This window comes from Streptomyces sp. LaBMicrA B280 (genome assembly GCF_049222185.1).
GTDB classification, from domain to species: Bacteria; Actinomycetota; Actinomycetes; order Streptomycetales; family Streptomycetaceae; genus Streptomyces; species Streptomyces murinus.
This window is the reverse complement of sequence record NZ_JBMJCT010000015.1, coordinates 1-20,488: the sequence shown is the minus strand read 5'-3', so window position 1 is coordinate 20,488 and position 20,488 is coordinate 1. Positions and strand designations below refer to the sequence as shown.

The window sequence follows — 20,488 nt, the reverse complement described above, 5'->3', positions numbered from 1 at the left end:
AGGGGTGGCAGCGCGACGGAGCACGGCGGATATGTTGGACGCGGCCCTCCAGGTCCGCGCGGCCGCCCGGGAGGCCGCAGGCACCGCCACCGGCGCGGCGACGGTCCTGGCCGCGCTGTCCGAGGTGATGGAGTACGACCACGCGTCCCTCACCCGCTGGGATCCGGTACGACGACGCCACACCACCCTCGCCGGGAGCTACCCGGACGCCGCCACGGCCTACATCGAGACCCTGCTGCACCGGGACCCGGTGTTCGCCGTGCTCCGGGGCCCGGAGCGGGACGGGCTCTGGCTCCGGGACGTGCCCCCGCCCCTCCTCGCGTCCTCACCGGGTTTCCGGGACGTGCTGCGCCCGCTCGGCATCACGGACGGCGTGGCCCAGTGCCTGTTCGCGGCCGACGGCCGGTACGTCGGCATGCTCAACATCAGCACCCGGCGGCCGCGCCGCGCCCCCGATCCGGCACGCGCCGTGGTCACGCTGCTGACCGAGTCCCTCGCGGCGACCGTGGCCGCCGGTGCGGAGGTACGGCACCCTGCGGAGCCGCGCCCGGACACCCGGCCCCCCGATCTGCGGCGGCTCTCGCCCCGGGAACTCCAGGTACTGGCCGAACTGGCCTCCGGCCGCACCAACCGCGAGATCGCCGAGCGCCTGTACATCACGCCCCGCACGGTCGGCACCCATGTCGAGCACATCCTCGCCAAGCTCGACCTGCCCAACCGCGCGGCCGCCGCCGCCCGGGCCGCCGCCGGGGGCATCGGGGCGGCCCGCTGACGTCACCGGGGTGGGCCCGCCTCGGTCACTTCTCGACCGCCACCCGCGGCGACGCGCCCGGCAGCATGATCCACCGGGACACCACGAAGGTGATCGGGATCGCCGCCGCCGAGGCGAGCAGGGGGGCGAAGCGGCTGCCGGCGCCCAGGACGTCCACGATCACATACACACCCACCGTGGTGATCACGAAATTCGCCGCGTTGGTCAGCGGGAACAGCAGGAATTTCCGCCAGGTCGGGCGGATGCGATAGGTGAACCGCGCGTTGAGGAAAAAGGAACCGACCATGCTCAGCGCGAATGCGAGAACATGCGCGGCGAGATACGGCAGCCAGGTCAGGAAGAGCAGGTAAAGACCGTAGTAGACGGCCGTGTTGAGCACGCCGACCACGGCGAAGGTGATGATCTGTCGCGCTATCAAGGAATGAGATCTTTCGTCCGTTCCACATTGGTCGCCTTCACCAGGAAGTGCGGGCGGCCCTTCACCTCGTAGTAGATGCGGCCGGTGTACTCGCCGATCACTCCCAGCATGACCATCTGTACACCGGCGAGGGCGGTGACCGCGGTGATGATGGTGACATATCCGGGTGTCTGCACGCCGTGCAGCAGCGCGGCGACCACGATCCAGGCGGTGTAGACACCGGCGCACAGCAGCAGGCTGACGCCGAGCCAGAGGGCGGCGCGCAGCGGGCGGTTGTTGAAGGAGAGGACGCCGTCCAGGCCGTAGTTGAGCAGTCCGCGCAGGTTCCAGGAGCTGCGGCCGGCCTCGCGCACGGCGTTCTCGTACGCGAAGGTGGTGCTGGGGAAGCCGACCCAGGCGAACAGGCCCTTGGAGAAGCGGTTGTACTCGGTCAGGCCGAGCACCGCGTCCACCACCCGGCGGGACAGCAGCCTGAAGTCCCCGACGCCGTCCATGAGTTCGACGTCGACCAGGCGGTTGACGAGTCGGTAGTAGAGGCGGGCGGTGAGGGTCCGGCTGAGGCGGTCGCCGGTGCGGGAGCGGCGCGCGATGACCTGGTCGTAGCCCTGTTCGCGCAGCCGGACCATGCGGGCGATCAGCTCGGGCGGGTGCTGGAGGTCGGCGTCCATGACGACGACCGAGTCGCCGGAGGCGTGCCGCAGCCCGGCCAACAGGGCGGCTTCCTTGCCGAAGTTGCGGCTGAAGGAGACGTAACGCACCCGCTGGTCGCGGGCGGCGAGGCGTTCGAGGACGGTGAGGGTGCGGTCGCGGCTGCCGTCGTCGACGTACACGAACTCCATGTCGTGGCCGAGTGGCAGCAGTTCATCGGCGATCTCCTGGACGGCTTCGTGGAAGCGTTCCAGGACGTCTTCCTCGTTGTAGCAGGGCGCGACGATCGATATCAGCATGGCGGAGGTCCCCCAGGGGCGCGGTCGGATCGCGGTCAGGGCGCGGCTGTCACGCGCTCGCGCGGTGCCGGTGGTGTGGTCGGGGCGGGTGTCGGCACGCGTCGGCGGCGGACGGCGCTCGCGGCGGTGAGCAGCAGGAGTGCCGCGAGCGAGGCGAGGCCGACGGCTGTGCCGAGATGGCGGCCGGGTGGGTGGAAGGTGCAGGTCAGGCTGGTCTCGGTGCCGTCCAGGGGGACGGCGATCAGTCCGTGGTACTGCCGGGCGGGGCGGGCCGGGCCGTCCCCCGCCCCGCATCGCCAGCCGGCGATGCGGGGCGCGGCGAGGACGGCGAGTCCCCTGCTTCCCGCGGGGAGTTGGGCGCGCACGGTGTTGTCGGCGACGGTGACCGAGGTGGCGCCGGTGGCCTTGAGGCGGGCGGCGGCGGTGCTCAGCCGGGCGGTGTCCAGGCAGCCGACGGCGCCGGGCGGGATGCGGCCGGGCCGGTCGGGGACCAGGTCGATCCGTATCCGTCCGGAGGCGGGGGTACGGCCCAGCGGCTCCATGGCGGCCGTGGCACGCCCCTGGTCGTAGTGGAACGGGGCGGCGCTCCGCGAGCCCCCGGCGAGCTGGGCGGTGCCGGAGAACCGCGGGGCGGCCAGGTACACCTGGGTGCCGGCCGGGCAGCGGGCGCCGACGGTCGGACCGGTCAGCGCGTCGCCCGAGCCGACCCGGCGGCCGGGTACGGGTGTTCCGTCGTCGCCCCGCACGGTGATCCGGGGCACGGTGTAGACGCGGCTGCCGAGCAGCAGTTCCTGGTTGCGGTACGGCGAGGAGCCGAAGGCGGCGTGGTCGGGGCGGGCCCGCACGGTCACCAGGGGCGGCACGTCCCGCCGGGTGACGGTCGGCGCGGCGGTGTCCTCGGGCAGGTGGGTCAGGTGCGGGTCGGGCGGGCTGTGCACCCGGGCGCCGACGGAGAAGAGCACGTCGGTGACGGCGTTGTCCAGGCTCTGCACGCCCCGGCCGCCCGAGGTCCAGCCACCGCCGAGGGCGGTGAGGGTGCGGGTCAGAACGTCCGAGGTCAGGCTGCTGTAGTAGGCGGCACCCTGGCCGCCGACCGCCAACGGGTCGTTGGCGACGGTCTGTTCACGGCCGGGGTCGGTGCGGTAGCGGGGCCAGCCGTCGGCGCGGGCGATCGCCGCGGCCTGGAGCCGCTGCCGGGGCCCCCAGGGCGCGTAGTCGTCCAGGTGCTTGAGGCGCAGCCCGCTCGCCACGGCGGCACTGGCGGCGCTCTCCCCCGCCTGCGCGCCGAGCAGCACCAGCACGGCCAGTACGGCGAGTCGGCCGCGCTCCCCGCTGCGGCGCAGCAGGAGGAGCCCGGTGAGCGCCCCGGCGACGCCGAGCAGCAGGACGGGCCAGGTGTGCGCGTGGACCAGCTTCGTGCGGCTCGCGGCGGCGACGACCAGGGCGAGCAGGGCCCCGGCCGCGCCGAGGGCGGGGAGCCTTGGCGGGCCGTACGACAGCGCGTGCCAGGCGGCGATGACCAGCAGCCCGCACAGCACGAAGCTCTGCCGGTAGGAGCTGCCCTGCGGGACGGCGAAGGCGTGCCAGGCCAGGCTGGTGGGCGCCCATTGCAGGGAGAGGGCCACCAGGAGCACCAGCGCGGTCCATCCGGCGCGGACACGGCCGGGGACGGCCCGGTGGAAGGGCAGGGCGAGGGCGAGGAGCAGGGTGGTGGTGCCGACGTAGAGCGCCGGGGAGCTGTAGTCGTACGTCGCCGGGAGCAGCCGGGCCAGCAGGTTCTCGGCCGGGACCGGATGGAACCGGGCGAGGCGGCCCGGGTAGGCGTGCTCGGTGCCCAGGTAGACGACCGTGAGCAGCGGGGCGGCGAGACCCGTGCCGAGGACGACGGTGAGCACGGCGCGGCCGGTGGCGGCCAGGGCCTGCCGGCGCGGTGGGGCGGTGAGCAGCAGCCGTAGCAGCAGCACGAGCCCGGCGCCGAGGGTGGCCATGTAGGCGGTGTAGAAGTTGGCGCTCCAGGCGAGCGCGACGATCAGCACCCCGAGGACCCGGTGCCGTCCGGCCAGGGCCCACTCGCCGACCAGGCAGAGCAGCGGCAGCGCGATCAGCCCGTCGAGCCACATCGGGTTGTAGTCCGCGGCGAGCGTCCAGCCGCACAGCGCGTACGACGCCCCGAGCAGCGCCGCCGCCCACCAGCGGCCGGGCCGCAGCCGGAGCAGCAGCCAGGCCATCGCGGCCGCGGCGCTCGCGATCTTCAGGACGGTGATCACATATACGGCGAGGTCGATCCGGTCGCGCGGGAAGAGCGCGACGAGCGGTGCGAACGGGCTGGAGAGATAGGTGCCGAAGTCCGGCAGGAAGCTGGAGCCGTACCCGGACTGCCAGTTGACCAGCAGCCCGCCGTCCGCCCTGCCGTGCAGCAGGTCCCAGAGGTGGGCGTGCAGGGGCACGTACTGATTGCCCAGGTCGTTGACGCTGCGGGTGCGGGCGCCGAAGGGAAAGTCACCGGCCAGCAGATCACCGGCGCACAGTGCCACGCCCGCCACGAGGGCGGCGAGTGCCGCGGCGGCCCGGCGCCTCGCACCCGGCACGGTCGAACGGTCCATCGGTCGGCAGACCCCCAGTGAATTCACCTTGGATTTCGCCAACCTAGACGGGACAGCATTCCGATCGGTTGTGCTCTCAACGGAAGTTGATGCGTTTTACAGCGAACCTCACCGGAAATTGAGCGGCGTGATGTCCGGCCGGGAAACTCGACCTTTCCTGCGCGTTATTCACAGGTGTTTTCAAGGTGACGTGACCCTGGGGGTGCCCCTAGAGCTGGGGTGCCCGTACGGCCGGGCCCTCGAAGCGGAGGTTCCAGCGGCCCCGGTGGCCGGTGAGGGTGGTGGTCGACAGGGGGCGGATGTCGAGGCTCCAGTAGGTGGCGGGCGGCGCCTTCAGGGCGTAGACGAGGGCCGCGCGGATCACCGCGGGCTCGGCCACCGCGACGACCCGGGCGCCGTCGTCGGCGGGGCGGGTGTCGAGCCAGCCGCCGGCCCGGGAGATGAAGGCGAGCAGGGACTCGCCGCCGTGCGGGGTGGCGCGCGGGTCGGCGAGCCAGGCGTCCACCGCCGCCGGTTCCCGGGCCATCGCCTCGCCCAGGGTCAGCCCGCGCCAGCGCCCCATGTCGCAGTCGCGCAGCGCGAGCTGGGCCAGCGGGGCATAGCCCAGGGCGTCGCCGGTGGCGCGGCTGCGCCGGGTCGGCGAGCAGTAGCGCAGCTCGGCGGCGGCCAGCGGCACCAGTTCGCCGGCGGCGCGCCGCACCTCGTCCCAGCCGGACTGGTCCAGCGGCCGGTCGTCGTCGAACCGCTCCGCGAGCAGCGGCGCGCTGCGCGCGGCGGCGACGAACGTCACCCTCAGTGGCATGCGGTGATGGTGCGGCCGTGACGGGCACAGGTCAAGGTCTTCCGCCGGTGCTGTACCGGCGGTGAGCGCCCGCTCACTCGAAGCGGTGGACCATCCAGGTTCCGGGGTCCTCCAGCGGCGTGAAGCCCAGCCGCTCGTAGACCCCGTGCGCGTCCGCGGTGGCGAGCAGGATGCGGCGGACGCCGAACGACGCGAGGTGGTCGCGGACCCCGGCGACGAAGGCGGTGCCCACGCCCTTGCCGCGCACCGAGCGGTCGACGTACACATCGGCGAGCCAGGCGAACAGCGCCCGGTCGGTGACCCCGCGCGCATAGGCGACCTGGGCGCCGGAGGCCGTGTCGTAGACGCCGAAGTTGATCGAGGACGCCATGGCCTCCTCGTGCTTCGCGCGGGTGCGGCCGCTCGCCCAGTAGGCGTCGGTCGACAGCCAGCGGTGGACCAGGTCGACATCGACGCGGGCGGTGTCGGTGGAGAACTCGTAGCCGTCGGGGAGCCGGAGCCGGGATGCGTCACTCATCCCGCGATCGTCGCAGGCCGCCGGGTACCGGGGCGAGCCGTTAACTCCTGTACGACACCCGGTCACTCCCCGTGTGCCAACCCCCCTAAAGCACCTCGTCGCACGCCGCCCGCAGCCGCCGTACCCCCTCCGTGATCTCCCCGAGGCCCGCCACCGCCGCGAAGCTCAACCGGACGTAGGGCGCCGGGGGTTCGGCGCTGAAGTAGGGGCGGCCCGGGGTGAGGGCCACGCCCGCGCGCAGGGCGGCGGCGCTGAACGCGTCGTCGTCGGTGCCCTCCGGCAGCCTGGCCCACAGGTGATAGCCGCCCGATGGGACGTGCGGCAGGGCGAGTTCGGGCAGCCGCAGCGCGAGCGCGCTCGTCATGGCGTCCCGGCGTTCCTTCAACTCCCCCGACAGGGTGCGCAGATGGCGGGGCCAGGCCGGGGAGCCGACCAGTTCGAGGGCGGCCTCCTGGAGCGGGCGGGGCACGAAGAAGGAGTCCACCACCTGGATGGCGCGCAGTCGTTCGAGCACCGGGCCGTGCGCGGCGAGCGCGCTCACCCGGAAGCTGGGCGAGGTCGCCTTGGTCAGCGAGCCGACGTGCACCACCACGCCGTCCGGGTCGTCGGCGGCCAGCGGGCGGGGCAGCGGGCCCGCGTCGGCGTGCACCAGGCGTCGTACGAAGTCGTCCTCCACGACGAAGGCGCCGGCCGCGCGGGCGATGCCCAGCACCTCGGCGCGCCGGCCGGGGGCGAGGACCGCGCCGGTCGGGTTCTGGAAGAGGGGCTGGCAGACGAACACCCGGGCGCCGGTGGCCCGGAAGGCGTCCGCGAGCAGCTCGGGCCGTACGCCGTCGCGGTCCACCGGCACCGGCACCGGGCGCAGCCCGCCCGCGCGGGCGAGGGCCAGCATGCCGGGGTAGGTGGGCGACTCGACCAGCACCGGGGCGCCGGGCGGGGTGACCGCGCCGCCGATCTCCCGCGCGAACCACTCGCGCAGCTCCGGCAGCCCCTCCAGCGGCGGCCGCCCCCAGGCGCCGGGGCGCCGCCCCGCGCGGGCGAGCGCCGCCGCCATGGCCTGCTCGGGCTGGAGCGAGGGGTGCGGATAGCCGCCGTTGAACTCCAGCACCCCGGGCGGCGGGGCGGCGAGCGAGACGGTGACCCCGGTGGCGTCCACCGTGCGCGGTACGAGGTCGGCGGCGCCGTCGGCGCTCAGCGCGACCTCCTGCCAGGAGGTGTCCCCGGCCGGTGCCTCGGGGGTGCGCGGCCGGGCCCGGAAGGCGCCCGCGCCGGGCCGGGTGACGACCAGACCCTCGGCGGCCAGCTGGGCGAGCGCCCGGGAGACGGTCACCGGGCTCACCCGGAACCGCTCGACCAGCGCCCGACTCGACGGCAGCTTCCCGCCCGGTGAGTAGCGGTCCAGCTCCCTTCGCAGCTGTTCTGCCAGTTCACCCACACTGCTACGCTCTTGCATGAAGATACAGAGTAGCGCTACTGAGGCCGGCCCGATAGCGGTCACCGCTCCCCGGCCGGAGCACCGGACGTTCGGCACCACGCTCGCCGCCCTCGGCGTCGCCGCCTTCTCCCTCACCTTCCCGGCCACCGCCTGGGGCCTGGAGGGCTTCGGTCCCTGGACGCTGGTGACCGTGCGCAGCGTCCTGGCCGCACTGGTCGCGGGCGGCGCCCTGCTGGCCCTGAAGGTACGGCCGCCCGAACGGCGCCGGCTGCGCGGCCTCGCCGTCGTGGCGCTCGGTGTGGTCCTCGGCTTCCCGACGCTGACCACGCTCGCGCTGCGCACCTCCACCACCGCGCACGCGGCCGTCGTGGTGGGCCTGCTGCCGCTGACCACGGCCGTCTGCTCGGCGCTGCGCACCGGCCACCGCCCCTCCCGCCGGTTCTGGCTCGCGGCGGTGGCGGGCGCGGTGGCGGTGCTCGCGTTCACGGCCGTGCAGAGCGGGGGCGCGCTGACCGCGGCCGACGGCTGTCTGTTCGCGGCCCTGCTGGTGTGCGCCGCCGGATACACCGAGGGCGGGCTGCTGGCCCGGGAGATGCCGGGCTGGCAGGTCATCGGCTGGGCGCTGGTGCTGTGTCTGCCGCTGACGCTGCCGGCCGCCGCGCTGGCGCTGTCGTACGAGCCGTACCGGATGACCGCGCACGGGATCGCCGGACTGCTCTGGGTGGCGCTGGGGTCGCAGTTCCTCGGACTGGTCGTCTGGTACCGGGGGATGGCGGCCATCGGGGTGCCCAGGGCGAGCCAGTTGCAGTTGGCCCAGCCGCTGCTCACACTGGTGTGGTCGGCGCTGCTGCTGGGCGAACACTTCACGGCGGCCGCTCCCCTGACCGCCGTCGCCGTGCTCGTGTGCATCGCCGTCACCCAGCGGTCGTGATCGTTGAGGAGGGCCTGGAGATGCGCGCATCCAAGGGCGACCGGCTTGTCCAGCACGGCAGGGTGGTCGGCCAACACGACCAGGAGTCCGAAGTCGTCGAAGTGATGGGCCAGGAGGGCAATCCGCCCTACCGGGTCCGTTTCACGGACGGGCACGAGGCGATCATGTCGCCGGGACCCGACTGCCAGGTCAAGCACAAGGAGGACGGGCAGCGGTAGGCGCCGACGGCCCAGCGCCGCCTTCGTCGGTTCAGCGGGGCGGGCTCGCCGGTTGCGCGTAATGGTCCGCGACCACGCGGCGCATCGCCCCGATCGGATCGTTCGCCATGTCCTCGGCGGCGAAGAAGATGTGCCCGCCCACCCGCGGACGGCGGGCGGCGAGGGTGAGGTGCCGGGTCAGCTCCGCCGGGTCCTGCCAGGCCGCGGGGCGCCCGTCCGCGCCGGACGCCCCGGCCCGGTACAGGGCCTCGCCGATGTAGAGCCGGGTCCCGGTGCCCTCGGCGGTCCGCGCCCACCAGTCCAGCAGCGTCGCGTAGTCCGCGCCGCTCGCGCCGATCTCCCAGTACAGCTGGGGCGCGATGTAGTCGATCCGGTTCTGCCGGACCCAGGCGCGGGTGTCGGCGTACAGGTCGTCGTACGTCTGCGCGCCCGCGTCCGTGTCGGAGCCGCGCGGGTCGGTCGACGCGTTGCGCCACACCCCGAAGGGGCTGATCCCGAACCGGGCGGCGGGGCGCACCCGCTTGATGCCCGCCGCCATCTCCGTGATCAGCCGGTCGATGTTGGCCCTGCGCCAGTCGGCCCGGTCGGTGAAGTCGCCCCGGTGGCGCGCGTACGCGTCGTCGTCCGCGAAGGTCTCCCCGTCCTCGGGATAGGGGTAGAAGTAGTCGTCGAAGTGGACCGCGTCGACGGGGTAGCGGGCGACCGCGTCGAGCATCGCCCGCTGGACGAAGGCGCGCACCTCGGGCAGGCCCGGGTTGTAGTAGAGCTTGCCGCCGTACGGCACCGCCCAGTCGGGGTGCACCCGCGCCGGATGGGTGGCGGTGAGGAGGCCCGGGTCGGTGTGGTTCGCGATCCGGTACGGGTTGAACCAGGCGTGCAGCTGAAGACCCCGGGCGTGGGCCTCGCGCACGGCGGTGCCCAGCGGGTCCCAGCCGGGGTCGCGGCCCTGGGTGCCGGTGAGGAACCGGGACCAGGGCTCGTACGGCGAGGGCCACAGCGCGTCGGCGGTGGGCCGCACCTGGAGCAGCACGGTGTTCAGCCGGTTGCGGACCGCCCGGTCGAGGTGGGCGATCAGCTCCTTCTCCTGCGTGGCGGCGGTCAGGCCCGGGCGGGAGGGCCAGTCCCGGTTCTCGACGGTCGCCAGCCACACGCCCCGCATCTCGCCGGCCGCGCGGGCGCCGGGCGCGCCGGTGGCGCCCTCGGCCCCGGTCCTCCTGACCGGCGGCCTGATCTCCGCGGTCCCGGTCGTCGCCGCCCCGCAACCCGCCGTGGTCAGCGCCGACAGCGTCCCCAGGGCGAAGGCCCGGCGTGAGATGGGTTCCATCGGCCACTTTCCTTGACGGTCCGGATCCGCTCGGTCACGGATGGTCTCCGTGGCCAAGAATGCCCGCACCCAGACGATCGATCATCGATACTTCGCGGTAACGTGCTCGATCGGAGCAGGCGCCGGAACCCGGAGGTCTGCCAGCCAAGCCGGAGAACAGCGAAGGGGACGATGTGACCGACATCGAGCGCGTCGGAGTCGTGGGCTGCGGCCAGATGGGCGCGGGCATCGCCGAGGTGTGCGCCCGCGCGGGCCTGGACGTGAAGGTCGCCGAGACCACCGGCGAGGCCCTGGAGATCGGCCGCACCCGGCTGCACAACTCCCTGTCCAAGGCGGCCGAGCGCGGCAAGATCTCCGTGGAGGAGCGGGACGCCACCCAGGCGCGGCTCAGCTTCACCACGGACCTCGGCGAGTTCGCCGACCGCGACCTCGTGATCGAGGCGGTCGTGGAGAGCGAGGCCGTGAAGACCGAGATCTTCCAGGTGCTCGACCAGGTGGTGACCCGGCCGGACGCGATCCTGGCCTCCAACACCTCCTCCATCCCGCTGGTGAAGCTCGCGGTCGCCACCTCGCGCCCGGACCATGTCGTCGGCATCCACTTCTTCAACCCGGCCCCGGTGCAGAAGCTGGTCGAGCTGATCCCCGCGCTCACCACCTCCGAGGGCACCCTCAGCCGGGCCCAGGCCTTCGCCGAGAAGGCGCTCGGCAAGCACGCCATCCGCGCCCAGGACCGCTCGGGCTTCGTGGTGAACGCGCTGCTCGTGCCCTATCTGCTCTCCGCGATCCGGATGTTCGAGTCGGGCATCGCGGCCCGCGAGGACATCGACAACGGCATGGAGATGGGCTGCGCCCACCCGATGGGCCCGCTGAAGCTGTCCGACCTGATCGGTCTGGACACCATCGTCTCCATCGCCAACTCGATGTACGCCGAGTACAAGGAGCCGCTGTACGCCGCTCCCCCGCTGCTCCAGCGCATGGTCGAGGCGGGCCGGCTCGGCCGCAAGACCGGCTCGGGCTTCTACACGTACTAGGGAGCGCGGCAGCGGCGCTGCCGCGGGGTGGCCCCCGTGGCACCCGCCGCGCCTTCCGGCAGCTCACACCTTGACCGGCTCCAGCTGTTCGAACGTCCTGGCGCCCGTCTCCGGAGCCAGGCAGGCGGCGATGACGGTCGGCACGGACAGGGCCACGAAGTAGGCGACTATCAGCCATGGCCGCCCGGAGCCGGCCATCAGCAGGAACGCCCCCACGAGCGGCAGGATCCCCCCGCCGAGCACGGCACCGATCTGATAGCTCATGCCCACACCGCTGCCGCGTACCGCGGTGGGAAACAGTTCGCTGATCCAGGCCGGTTGGGGCGCGGACATGGCGTCGTGGAAGACGTTCAGCCCGAAGACCACGCCCAACCCGATCAGCACCGGCGACCTCGTGTCGACGAGGAGGAAGAACGGCGCGATGAACAGCGCGCCGCCGATGGCGCCGAACAGGTACCAGCCACGTCGTCCGGCCCGGTCCGAGACCACGCCCCAGAAGGGTGCGCTGACGAGACTCAGCGCCGAGCTGATCGCCACCGAGGCCGACCCGACCGAGGACGCTTTGCCCAGCACCACGCCGACGTAGTACACCGAGAAGACGGTGTAGAAGTACGACGCGGTGGTCTGCGAGATCCGCAGGCCCACACCGAGTGCCAGTTGTCTGCGGTGGTTGCCGAAGAGGTCGCCGATGACGTTCGTGCTGGTCGCGGACATCTCCTGGGTACGCTCGAAGACTTCCGGTTCCGGGACCGTTGTGCGGATGATCAGCCCGACGATGATGAGCACGGGGCTGACCAGGAACGGGATGCGCCAGGCTCCGGCCAGGATGTCCGCGGTGCTGACGAAGTGCTGGAGCAGGAAGAACGCGCCCGAGGCGAACAGCAGCCCGAGCCCCGCCCCCGACGTCGCCAGACTGCCCCACCTGCCGCGCCGACGGGCACCCGAGTGCTCGATCATGAACACCGCGGCCCCGCCCTGCTCGGCGCCCGCCGCCACGCCCTGGAGCAGGCGCAGGAACACCAGCGCCGTCGGCGCCGCCACACCCACCTGCCGGTAGGTCGGCAGCGCCCCGACCAGGGTGGTGACCACACCCATGGTGACCAGCGACAGGATGAGCACCCGCCGACGGCCGTGCCGGTCGGCGATCTGGCCGGCGAGCACGGCGCCGAGCGGACGAGCCACGAAGCCGACCGCGTAGGTGGCGAAGGCGGCCAGTACGCCGGTAGTCGAATCGAGGGCCGAGAAGAAGACCTTGTTGAACACCAACGCGGTGGCCATGCCGTACAGATAGAAGTCGTACCACTCGAAGACCGCACCCACCATGCTGGCGACGGCCGCACGCCGCGCGTACGGCTGGTCGACGGGAGTGCCCGGTGGCTTCGCCGTCCCCCGCGCGAGCGCTCCACCTGGGTTCATGACGCTGGCTTTCGCGCTATGACCACACTGCGATCGCTGATGACGTCCAGGTACCGGACATCGACGAACCCGGCGTCGGTCAGCATGGTGTCCATTTCCGACACCGCCCAGCACTTGCCCTCTGTCCCGTGCATCATCGTCACCGAGTACTCGGCCACGGAGAGCGGACCGGTCTTGTCCGCGTTGATGTGCGCGTCGTGGTCGACGATCCAGCCGCCGGGCTCCAGCGCGGCGTACGACGCCGCGAGCAGACCACGCACCTGATCCTCGGACCAGTCGTGCAGCACATGCGAGTAGATGTGCAGGTCGAATCCCGTGGGCAGCGGGCCGGCGAACATGTCACCGGTGATGACGCTCACCCGGTCGGCGTAGCCGCGTTCGGCCAGCAGCTCGCGGGCCACCTGATCCACCGGCGAGCGCTCCAGTACCGAGGCACGCACCTCGGGCCTGCGGTCGACCAGGGCACACGAGTACACGCCCGAGTCACCGCCGATGTCCAACGACCGGCTGATGCCGGTGAGATCGTCGAGGGCCGCGGCGAACTCCGGTCCGAGGAAGCGGCCGCGGGAGTCCATGGACGCGACGACGCGCCGCGCCCAGGACTGATCGACCAGACGGTCCGACCAGTCCCGGTTGTCGTCGGGCGCACTTGACCACGAGGACGTCCGCCCACTGCGCAGGGCGGTCAACATCTCGGCGCAGCCGGGGCGTTCGCTCAGCACGTCGAAGTACGCCCGCATGTCCCACGGCGAACCGGCGACCAGGTGCTCGGCGGCCAGGGGGGCGAGCCGCACCGTCGCCTCCGGACCGCGTTCCAGCAGCCCGAGCGCGACGAGGTAGGTGATGAGCACGTCGAGGGCACGGGAGTTCAGCCGAAACTCCTTCTCGATGTCCGCGACGCGCACCGGGCCCTTTCGGCCGATCCAGGTGAAGAGGTCGAGTTCCACGATCGCCGCGATGAGCAGATCCATGGCGTAGACGCCTTCCCGAAGGCGGTAGAGCGCCACCGGGTTGGTCGTCGGTCGCGTGCCGTTTTCCGTTCCGCTGGGAATCACTTTGCGCACCCAATTCCTGATTTGAGAATGTGTCAAAACTCGGACGGGTTCAAAGAACGTCGGAAGCCTAACCAGACCGATCCTTCCCTGACAAGAACACGCCAACTCGCGAACATCTCTCCGCGGCCGGCGAACCGGGAAGGATACGATCGGCATCGACATATACGGGACACGTCACTTCCGGCCCGATCGGATCCCTCCTTCGCCGAGGTGGCGCCGACATTCGACAACGCATGGCGGTGATCTCGCTGGGAGTACGTCGCGTGGCGGTGACCGACAGCACGCAGACCGATTCCACATGTTCCTGGCTCGGCCTCGGCATCGTTCTGACCGGTGCGTTCATCGCCATGATGGATACGTTCATCGTCAATGTCGCGGCACCGAGCATTCAGGCGGATCTGCACGCGGGCCCCGCGGACACCGAGTTCATCATCGCCGGTTACACGCTGACCTATGCGGTCGGGCTGATCATCGGTGGACGGCTGGGGGACGTCTACGGCAGGCGGCGCATGTTCGCCGTGGGGCTGGCCGGGTTCACGGCGGCCTCGCTGGCGTGCGGACTGGCCCATGGCGCCGGGGAGTTGATCGCCGCCCGGCTGGTGCAGGGCGCCGCCGCCGCCCTGCTGTCGCCGCAGGTGCTGGCCATCATCCGGACATCCTTCGCGGACCCGCAGCAGCGCGCCCGCGCGTTCGGGCTCATGGGCGCGGTGCAGGCGCTGGCGAGCGTGTTCGGGCAGATCCTGGGCGGCGCCGTGACCCAGGCCGACCTGCTGGGGCTGGGCTGGCGTCCGGTGTTCCTGATCAATGTGCCGATCGGCATCGCCGCACTGCTGCTCACCTCGCGCGCGGTGCCCGAATCGCGCTCTCCCGGCGCCGACGGCATCGACTGGGGCGGTGCCCTGTTCGGTGTGGTGGCGCTGAGCCTGTTGCTCGTTCCGCTGATCGAGGGGCAGCAACTCGGCTGGCCCGGCCCGCTCGTGGCAGTGCTGCTCGTGGCGGTGGCCGCGGTGACGGCGTTCGTCGCCACCCAGATCCGCCGGACCAGACGCGGCGCCACGACCCTGCTGAACGCCGAGCTGCTGGCGGGCCGCGGCTTCGCCGGTGGCGCCGCGCTGGTGCTGCTGTTCTCGGCCACCATGACACCGCTGTACCTCGGCTACACGATCCTGCTCCAGGACGGTTATGGGAGCCCTCCGCTGCGCGCCGGGCTCGCTTTCGCCCCGCTCGCCACGGCGGTCGCGGTCAGTTCGTTCCTCGCGGGCCGGTTCATCCGGCGGCTCGGAGCGCGCGCGGTGCTGGCCTCCGGTGCCGTACTGCACGGCGTCGGCAGCGGTGTCGCGCTGTGGATCTGCCTCGCGGCACCGGCCGGTGTGCCCGGCAGCCTGCTGCCGGCCATGGTGGTCATCGGCCTCGCCGAGGGACTCTTCGTGGCACCGAGCCTGAACGCCGTGCTCGAAGGCGTCGAGGAACAGCACATCGGGGGCGCCTCGGGGGTGCTGACCGCGATGCAACGGCTCGGCAACGCCCTGGGCACGGCCGTGCTGATGCTGCCGTTCCTCGCGACCTTCGAGCACACGCACGCGGCCGGCGCGGCGCCGGCCAGGGGATACACCCTGGCCTTCGCCGCCCTCTGCGCCGCCGTCACGCTCGCGTCCTGGCTCACCGCGGCACTGCTGTACTGCGTGCCCATCGGACGGCCCCCCGCGCGGCGCGCGGAGACCTCGTCGGCGGATCGCTGACGAGCCCCCGCCTTCGCGCTCCGGCACGGGCATGGCTCAGCCCACGGTCTCGGGCGTACGGCGGCCGTCGGACAGGGCGAGTTCGAGGCGTTCGTCGAGGTGGCGGGCCGACGAGTTCACCCGCCACAGCGCGCCGCGGACGATACCGCGCTGCATGTGGGGCGAACGGGCGCTGGGAGCCACGACGTTGCGGAACCAGCCGGCGGCGTGCTGGGAGTCGACGGTGATGTGCAGCCGGTGGTAGGTGATCCCGACCTCGGGCAGGCCCAGCCGCTCCCAGGCCCGCACGACATTGCGGAACCGGTCGGGGGCCAGCCACTCGGCCGTACCGAGGAACCCGACGGCCTCGGGGTAGAGGTGACGGTAACGGCACAGCAGCACCGCGATGTTGCCGGAGTGCAGGTCGGCCGTGGTCATCGCGGCCTCGAGGTCCTCGTCGCGGACGTCGAACACCTCGTAGATCTTGTTGAAGAGATGGGTGTGCACGGCCTCGGGGTCGCCGTTGCCCATCTCGTCCCAGTAGTTGTTCGCGATCTCCATCTTGCCGGCGCCCGACGTTCCCACCTGCATCAACGCGAGCAGGTCGTCGAAGCGGCCGTCGACCACCGACTCCTGGATCACATAGGTGCGCAAGTCCTCGCGCCGGGCCACGCGGTTGATGAACTCGGTGTAGTACGGGTGCTTGAAGGCGCGGTGCTCGCGTATCAGGCCCTTGAGCCAGGACACGAACAGCTTGGGTTCTTCCGGTGCCTCCTCGATGAGACCGGGCGTCAGGTGGGCGTCCTCGGCCTTCATGGTGGCGTTCTCCAGCAGGCGGGTCACCTCGTGCAGGACGACGGAGCCCTCGGCCGTGGGGTGATCGGCTATCTGCATCACCGTCCGGTAGATGCGCGACAGCAGCAGCTGCTGCGCGTAGCGGGCCCGGTCGGCCGCGGGGCCGGGGCTGCCGGCCGCGGCCGTGTTGAGGGCGGTGACCGCGGCGACCACCCGCTCGCGCTCACCGGCGAGGGAGCGGTCGACCTCATCGCCCGGAACCGCCAGCCAGGACGAGATCTCGTCCACGATCGCCATGGGTTCGTCCGGCGTGGCCGGGGCCGTTGCGGAGCTGTGGTTGATGGACACTGCGTCTCCAAGTCTCTGGGAATCGAGCCGGTTTCGCGTGGTGCACGGGCGGAGCGGGAGCGCGGCTCCGCCGACAGGGGGTCTGGGGTGATGGTGGGTCGCGGACGGCCACGGGCGGGGCCGGAAGGCGTGGATTCCGGTCGGCACGAGGCGGGAACGTCGGCGACAGGGCAGAAGGCGGATCCAGATCCGCGCGGTAGCCGCTCACGCCGTGGTCGGCCTGCGGCGCCTGGGACCACTGCTCGTACTTGAGCAAGTCACCGAGTATGCACTCCTGTTGGAGTAAACCACAGAGGGCGGGCTCGCGCGCGGCACATACGACTGCCGCCTCCGGTCCCGGGGGTGCCCGCGCCAAGCCGTTCATGGCACCCTCGTACGCGGGAGTGTGCTTCCTTCGTGGATTCGTGGAGGAGTCAGAGATGCCGCACACAGACATCCGGGACGAACTACGCGTCCGCGGTTACGCGTTGCTGCCGGCCCGGCAACTCTCCATCGCCCCCGAGCTGCGTCCTCGGGTGGCGGAACTGGCGCGCGAGTGGGAGCACTTGGGGGCCGACCGGTATCTGAGGAACGGAGCTCGTTTCCGCGAGCGGGCCTACGACCGCTTCTTCTTCCTGCCCCGTACGGGAGAGGTCCGGCTGCACCCCCATCGTCCGTACTTCCAGTCCGAGGGCGCCAACGGCTACGCCGGCGGCATCCAGCGTGACGTGGCCCCGCTGAGCCGCTCCACCGTGGACAACCCGCTGCTGACCCGCCTGCTCCGCGACGACTTCGCCCGCTTCCCGGTGGAGGACGGCCGCCTCGACGAGCCCTGGGACGTCCAGTGCCACCAGTTCCGGATCATCGGCACTCCCGAAGAGCTGGGTGAGCCGACGCCGGAGGGGCCGCACCGGGACGAGGTCGACTACGGCGCGATCCATCTGATGGGACGCCTCAATGTGACGGGCGGCGAGTCCCAGGTCTACAGCGAGGGCGAGGAACTCCTCGCCGAGTTCTGTCTGAGGGACCGGATGGACACGATGTTCTGGGCGGACCGGAAGATTCTGCATGCCGTCAGGCCCGTCGGGGCCAGGGACGAGAGCCGCCCCGCGGTGCGCGATGTGCTCATCCTGGGCTACACCCACGCACCCGGGCAGCGGCGGACCGACCCCGTGCACGGCGGGGGATGAACGCACGGCGGAACCGGCCGTGGCCTGCGGCCTGCCGCCCTGCCCGCCGCCCCTCTCACTCGAACTCGATGCCGATCTGGCCGATCGCCGCGTCCGCCCTGCGGAGGGCTTCCCCGCCGTCCTGCCCGCACACCACGATGCTGCCGAGCAGATCCACGTTGTTCTCCGGGACCCGTACCTGATCGCCGGGGGCCACATGCAGATCCACCTCCACGACTCCCGGGATCCGCCGGAGCAGGTCGAGACCGTGCACCGCACGCACCGTGCCGTCGCGGGGTGCGGAGAGAAACCGCGACACCGCGGAGCCGAGCGGGCGCGTCGTGAGATCCGGTTCCTGTCCGGAGTGCATCCGCACCTGCTCGTGCTGGAGGTGGAACCCCGTGCTCTCCCGTATGAGTCGGGTGATCTGTCCCCCGGGCATGCGGGCGTTGATCTCGATGAGCTTGGGCCCCGAGTCCGTCATCCTGACCTCGACATGGGCACAGCCGAAGTCGTGTCCGACGGCGTCGAGTGCGGCGAACGCCGTATCGACGAGATCCTTCTGGACGGTCCGCGGGAGGAGCGAGGGGAAGACGTCTCCGGTCTCGACGAAGTACGGATGCGAACCGAGTCCCTTGTCGGTCACCCCGATCAGGAACCGCTCGCCGCGGAAGGTGAAGGACTCGACGCTCACTTCGTACCCGATGAGGTACTCCTCCACGAGCGCGCCGGGCAGCCGCCGCCCGCCGAAGAAGTCGGTGGGGACCGAGGCGATGGTGTGGTACTGCGCGGCCACCTCCTCCACCGTGCGGCACAGCTTGACATCGAGACTGCCGGCATCCGTCATCGGCTTGACCACGCACGGCAGCCCGAAGCGCTCGGCCGCGGCCACCGCCTCGTCCCGCGTGCGGACCCAGGCCCACCCCGGAACGGGCACGCCCGCCTTCTCGGCAACCTCGCGCGTCTTCAGCTTGTTGCGGCACATATGGGCCGCGGCAGGGTCGAGTCCGGGCAGTCCCAGCGCGCGTGCGGCCTCGGCCACGACCGGGACGTAGTGGTCGATGGTCGTGTAGATCCCGCACAGTTCGCCGCGCTCATAGGCCTGGTCGAGGGCCGTGACCACCGCGGAGCTGTCGTGCGGGTCCGCCTCGATCACATCGTCGACGCAGGCCTCGAACGCCTCACGAGCCTGGGGGTTCGGCGCGTAACGGGACATGTCCCGTGTCACGAACGCGATATGCAGCCCCTGGGCGCGTGCTGCCTGCAGTGGTGTGCGTCCCAACGCCCCCAGGAAGGTTTCGACGACCGCGAACACTCGGCGCTTGCTGTGGTGTGGCACACCGGCCCTTTCGGTGGTGGGTGGGTCAGATGACATGCCCTCACAGGCGCGACACGTAGCAGAACTGGTCCGTGGCCACGCAGCCGCGTGAGCGTTTGGTGTCCTCGCTGCCGTGCCCGTAGTAGATGGTGGTGACGCCCGCCGCGGCGGCCTCTTCCACCAGCCGGTAGTAGAGGACCTCGAAGTACAGCGGCAACCGTCTGCCGCGCTGGTAGGCGTAGTCGAATCCGCTCTGCCGGGCGTACCAGTGATGGTGGTGCCGCAGGATCAGGCCGAACCCCCGGACCGCCCCGTCGGCTCGGGCGACCAGCGCGAAGGCGTCCTCCCCGAAGCGGTCCCGGATCTGGAGGTAGGTGGGCAGCGACTGGTCGTCGCGCCACTCGATTCCGTACTTGCGCATCAGCTGCGCCTCGAGCGCGGCGAAGCGGGCGAGGTCGGCGCCGTCGAGGGACTCCAGGGAGACCCGGCAGCCCTCGTCGCGCAGCCTTCGCCGCTCGGCGTTGACGGACACCCGCCGTTTGCTCGGCATCGCGGCAAGGTACCCGGGATAGCCGTCGGCCGGCACATGCAGGGAGCTGTACCGGCCCGAGGTGTAGTTCTCGTACCCGCGCCCGGCCAGAACGGTCCGCAACGCGTGATCCGTCTCGTCCACGTAGAGGAAGGAGACGCTCGCCGCGCCGGTGGCCCGGGCGAGACCTTCCGCACCGGCGACGAGCGCGGCGAGGTCGTCGGCGGAGGCCGATGTCCCGTACAGGACACGGGTGTTGCCGAGATGGCGCCCGCCCGCCAGCAGTGTGGGCATCAGGGCCGCGGAAGGCGTGTCCGGCAGACCGGCGAGGTACTCCTTCGCACCGGGCAGCCCCGCCTCGGCGCTGCGCTCCAGCACATAGTCGGGCCGGCCGAGGGACCAGGGGACGGTGTCACCGGCAAGAGCCGTGGCGAGTCCGGCGACGAGTCGGCCCTCGCGCTCGACCCAGAGGTAGGCCATGGGGACACCCGCGGTCTCCTCCACCACGTCCAGCCAGCGGGTGGTGAGGAAGATGTCGGAGGGCCGGGTCAGCGCGTCCCACTCCCGCCGGGGGAGATCCGCGGCGTGCCGTACCGCACGGACCCCTTCCGGGAGACGCACCGTGCTCAGGTCCACGGTCGCGCACTCACAGCGGGGTGGCCCGGCACCGGAGAAATGCCATGTGAACAGGCTGGAGCGGACGTGCAGATCATCGAAGTACCCCCGTACCGACCGGCAGTTCAGCAGACCAGTTTACCTTGAGCACACTTGATCACGATGGCTCAAGTCGCGCATCAACCTACACCACATGCGTCAGTCCGGAAACAGACGGACGGAACTTCAATTGGCGTGAAATCGACGGTTCGACGGCCTCGATATTTGCCGCATTCATACAGCTCACGGGCAGGAAGTGCGCATATTTCGCGCGGCGAGGAGCTTCGCCCGGATCGCGCCACGGGCTCGAAAGAGACGGGGCAGCCCGCCGAGCCGGAAAGCCCGGCGCCGGCCTCCGGGACCCATTTCAGGCCCGAAGACCGGCTTCATATGGACGGCCGTGCCGCCGCTCAGCCCGGGAAGACCATCTCGTCGCGGCCCAGACCGGCGAAGACACCCGAGACACGGCGGGCGATGTCCGCGGCCGTCAGACCCACACGCGCGAGCAC

General features: G+C 71.6%; 18 protein-coding genes. 6 read left to right on the top strand and 12 right to left on the bottom strand.

The features are described from left to right. Positions 1 to 31 precede the first annotated feature (31 nt). The gene (locus ACLF5H_RS15290; protein ID WP_421676631.1) at positions 32 to 772 is read left to right on the top strand and encodes a LuxR C-terminal-related transcriptional regulator; all 741 of its coding nucleotides are present in this window, start codon (positions 32 to 34) and stop codon (positions 770 to 772) included. 25 nt (positions 773 to 797) lie between these two features. Here the strand turns inward: ACLF5H_RS15290 and ACLF5H_RS15285 are convergent, their stop codons facing one another. The 6 genes from ACLF5H_RS15285 to ACLF5H_RS15260 form a co-directional block, all read right to left on the bottom strand. Beyond that, positions 798 to 1,190: a GtrA family protein gene (locus ACLF5H_RS15285; protein ID WP_037651178.1), complete on the bottom strand. Its 393-nt coding sequence runs from the start codon at positions 1,188 to 1,190 to the stop codon at positions 798 to 800. Next, complete coding sequence (locus ACLF5H_RS15280; RefSeq protein ID WP_421676630.1) at positions 1,187 to 2,137, bottom strand: glycosyltransferase family 2 protein; 951 nt, start codon at positions 2,135 to 2,137, stop codon at positions 1,187 to 1,189. Before ACLF5H_RS15280 ends, ACLF5H_RS15285 begins: the two co-directional genes overlap by 4 nt. Positions 2,138 to 2,172: 35 nt before the next feature. Next, positions 2,173 to 4,740: a YfhO family protein gene (locus ACLF5H_RS15275; RefSeq protein ID WP_421676629.1), complete on the bottom strand. Its 2,568-nt coding sequence runs from the start codon at positions 4,738 to 4,740 to the stop codon at positions 2,173 to 2,175. Positions 4,741 to 4,948: 208 nt separating this feature from the next. Then, positions 4,949 to 5,542 (bottom strand): histidine phosphatase family protein, encoded by a 594-nt coding sequence (locus ACLF5H_RS15270; RefSeq protein ID WP_421676628.1) that lies wholly within the window; start codon positions 5,540 to 5,542, stop codon positions 4,949 to 4,951. 73 nt (positions 5,543 to 5,615) lie between these two features. Then, positions 5,616 to 6,059 carry a GNAT family N-acetyltransferase gene (locus tag ACLF5H_RS15265; protein WP_421676627.1) on the bottom strand — a complete coding sequence of 148 codons (444 nt, stop codon included), beginning with the start codon at positions 6,057 to 6,059 and terminating at the stop codon, positions 5,616 to 5,618. An 85-nt stretch (positions 6,060 to 6,144) separates the two neighbouring features. Next, positions 6,145 to 7,512 (bottom strand): PLP-dependent aminotransferase family protein, encoded by a 1,368-nt coding sequence (locus tag ACLF5H_RS15260; protein ID WP_421676626.1) that lies wholly within the window; start codon positions 7,510 to 7,512, stop codon positions 6,145 to 6,147. Here ACLF5H_RS15260 and ACLF5H_RS15255 point away from each other — a divergent pair. Continuing rightward, positions 7,511 to 8,425, top strand: a complete 915-nt coding sequence (locus tag ACLF5H_RS15255; protein ID WP_421676625.1) for a DMT family transporter — start codon at positions 7,511 to 7,513, stop codon at positions 8,423 to 8,425. The two genes, ACLF5H_RS15260 and ACLF5H_RS15255, sit on opposite strands and share 2 nt — an antisense overlap. Before the next feature lie 20 nt (positions 8,426 to 8,445). Further along, positions 8,446 to 8,643, top strand: coding sequence for a DUF1918 domain-containing protein (locus tag ACLF5H_RS15250; RefSeq protein WP_037651188.1), 198 nt, complete (start codon positions 8,446 to 8,448; stop codon positions 8,641 to 8,643). A gap of 31 nt (positions 8,644 to 8,674) precedes the next feature. On the opposite strand, the gene ACLF5H_RS15245 is transcribed toward ACLF5H_RS15250, so the two are convergent. After that, a complete protein-coding gene (locus tag ACLF5H_RS15245) occupies positions 8,675 to 9,967 on the bottom strand; it encodes a glycoside hydrolase family 10 protein (RefSeq protein ID WP_421676624.1) in 1,293 nt (430 codons plus the stop codon). Positions 9,968 to 10,140: 173 nt separating this feature from the next. Between ACLF5H_RS15245 and ACLF5H_RS15240 the strand changes: the two genes are divergently transcribed. After that, on the top strand, positions 10,141 to 10,998 hold the full coding sequence (locus tag ACLF5H_RS15240) for a 3-hydroxybutyryl-CoA dehydrogenase (RefSeq protein ID WP_421676623.1): 858 nt from the start codon (positions 10,141 to 10,143) through the stop codon (positions 10,996 to 10,998). 63 nt (positions 10,999 to 11,061) lie between these two features. Here the strand turns inward: ACLF5H_RS15240 and ACLF5H_RS15235 are convergent, their stop codons facing one another. Next, on the bottom strand, positions 11,062 to 12,414 hold the full coding sequence (locus ACLF5H_RS15235; RefSeq protein ID WP_421676622.1) for an MFS transporter: 1,353 nt from the start codon (positions 12,412 to 12,414) through the stop codon (positions 11,062 to 11,064). Further along, complete coding sequence (locus ACLF5H_RS15230) at positions 12,411 to 13,385, bottom strand: methyltransferase (protein WP_421676621.1); 975 nt, start codon at positions 13,383 to 13,385, stop codon at positions 12,411 to 12,413. The genes ACLF5H_RS15235 and ACLF5H_RS15230 overlap by 4 nt, the downstream gene beginning before the upstream one ends. A 347-nt stretch (positions 13,386 to 13,732) precedes the next feature. Between ACLF5H_RS15230 and ACLF5H_RS15225 the strand changes: the two genes are divergently transcribed. Next, a complete protein-coding gene (locus ACLF5H_RS15225) occupies positions 13,733 to 15,208 on the top strand; it encodes an MFS transporter (RefSeq protein ID WP_421676620.1) in 1,476 nt (491 codons plus the stop codon). Positions 15,209 to 15,244: 36 nt separating this feature from the next. On the opposite strand, the gene ACLF5H_RS15220 is transcribed toward ACLF5H_RS15225, so the two are convergent. Beyond that, positions 15,245 to 16,330 (bottom strand): iron-containing redox enzyme family protein, encoded by a 1,086-nt coding sequence (locus ACLF5H_RS15220; RefSeq protein WP_421676619.1) that lies wholly within the window; start codon positions 16,328 to 16,330, stop codon positions 15,245 to 15,247. 419 nt (positions 16,331 to 16,749) lie between these two features. Between ACLF5H_RS15220 and ACLF5H_RS15215 the strand changes: the two genes are divergently transcribed. Beyond that, positions 16,750 to 17,499 carry a 2OG-Fe dioxygenase family protein gene (locus tag ACLF5H_RS15215; protein WP_421676618.1) on the top strand — a complete coding sequence of 250 codons (750 nt, stop codon included), beginning with the start codon at positions 16,750 to 16,752 and terminating at the stop codon, positions 17,497 to 17,499. Positions 17,500 to 17,554: 55 nt separating this feature from the next. Here the strand turns inward: ACLF5H_RS15215 and ACLF5H_RS15210 are convergent, their stop codons facing one another. After that, positions 17,555 to 18,853: an ATP-grasp domain-containing protein gene (locus tag ACLF5H_RS15210; protein ID WP_421676617.1), complete on the bottom strand. Its 1,299-nt coding sequence runs from the start codon at positions 18,851 to 18,853 to the stop codon at positions 17,555 to 17,557. A gap of 4 nt (positions 18,854 to 18,857) precedes the next feature. Further along, positions 18,858 to 19,946, bottom strand: coding sequence for a GNAT family N-acetyltransferase (locus ACLF5H_RS15205; RefSeq protein ID WP_421676616.1), 1,089 nt, complete (start codon positions 19,944 to 19,946; stop codon positions 18,858 to 18,860). Between the last annotated feature and the right edge of the window lie 542 nt (positions 19,947 to 20,488).

What these genes read in the sequence shown, in the direction of transcription:
- ACLF5H_RS15290 (WP_421676631.1), top strand. Translation starts at nt 32, where the DNA reads ATGTTGGACGCGGCCCTCCAGGTCCGCGCGGCCGCCCGGGAGGCCGCA.
- ACLF5H_RS15280 (WP_421676630.1), bottom strand. Translation starts at nt 2,137, where the DNA reads ATGCTGATATCGATCGTCGCGCCCTGCTACAACGAGGAAGACGTCCTG.
- ACLF5H_RS15275 (WP_421676629.1), bottom strand. Translation starts at nt 4,740, where the DNA reads ATGGACCGTTCGACCGTGCCGGGTGCGAGGCGCCGGGCCGCCGCGGCA.
- ACLF5H_RS15270 (WP_421676628.1), bottom strand. Translation starts at nt 5,542, where the DNA reads ATGCCACTGAGGGTGACGTTCGTCGCCGCCGCGCGCAGCGCGCCGCTG.
- ACLF5H_RS15265 (WP_421676627.1), bottom strand. Translation starts at nt 6,059, where the DNA reads ATGAGTGACGCATCCCGGCTCCGGCTCCCCGACGGCTACGAGTTCTCC.
- ACLF5H_RS15255 (WP_421676625.1), top strand. Translation starts at nt 7,511, where the DNA reads ATGAAGATACAGAGTAGCGCTACTGAGGCCGGCCCGATAGCGGTCACC.
- ACLF5H_RS15260 (WP_421676626.1), bottom strand. Translation starts at nt 7,512, where the DNA reads ATGCAAGAGCGTAGCAGTGTGGGTGAACTGGCAGAACAGCTGCGAAGG.
- ACLF5H_RS15250 (WP_037651188.1), top strand. Translation starts at nt 8,446, where the DNA reads ATGCGCGCATCCAAGGGCGACCGGCTTGTCCAGCACGGCAGGGTGGTC.
- ACLF5H_RS15245 (WP_421676624.1), bottom strand. Translation starts at nt 9,967, where the DNA reads ATGGAACCCATCTCACGCCGGGCCTTCGCCCTGGGGACGCTGTCGGCG.
- ACLF5H_RS15235 (WP_421676622.1), bottom strand. Translation starts at nt 12,414, where the DNA reads ATGAACCCAGGTGGAGCGCTCGCGCGGGGGACGGCGAAGCCACCGGGC.
- ACLF5H_RS15230 (WP_421676621.1), bottom strand. Translation starts at nt 13,385, where the DNA reads ATGGATCTGCTCATCGCGGCGATCGTGGAACTCGACCTCTTCACCTGG.
- ACLF5H_RS15215 (WP_421676618.1), top strand. Translation starts at nt 16,750, where the DNA reads ATGCCGCACACAGACATCCGGGACGAACTACGCGTCCGCGGTTACGCG.
- ACLF5H_RS15210 (WP_421676617.1), bottom strand. Translation starts at nt 18,853, where the DNA reads ATGTCATCTGACCCACCCACCACCGAAAGGGCCGGTGTGCCACACCAC.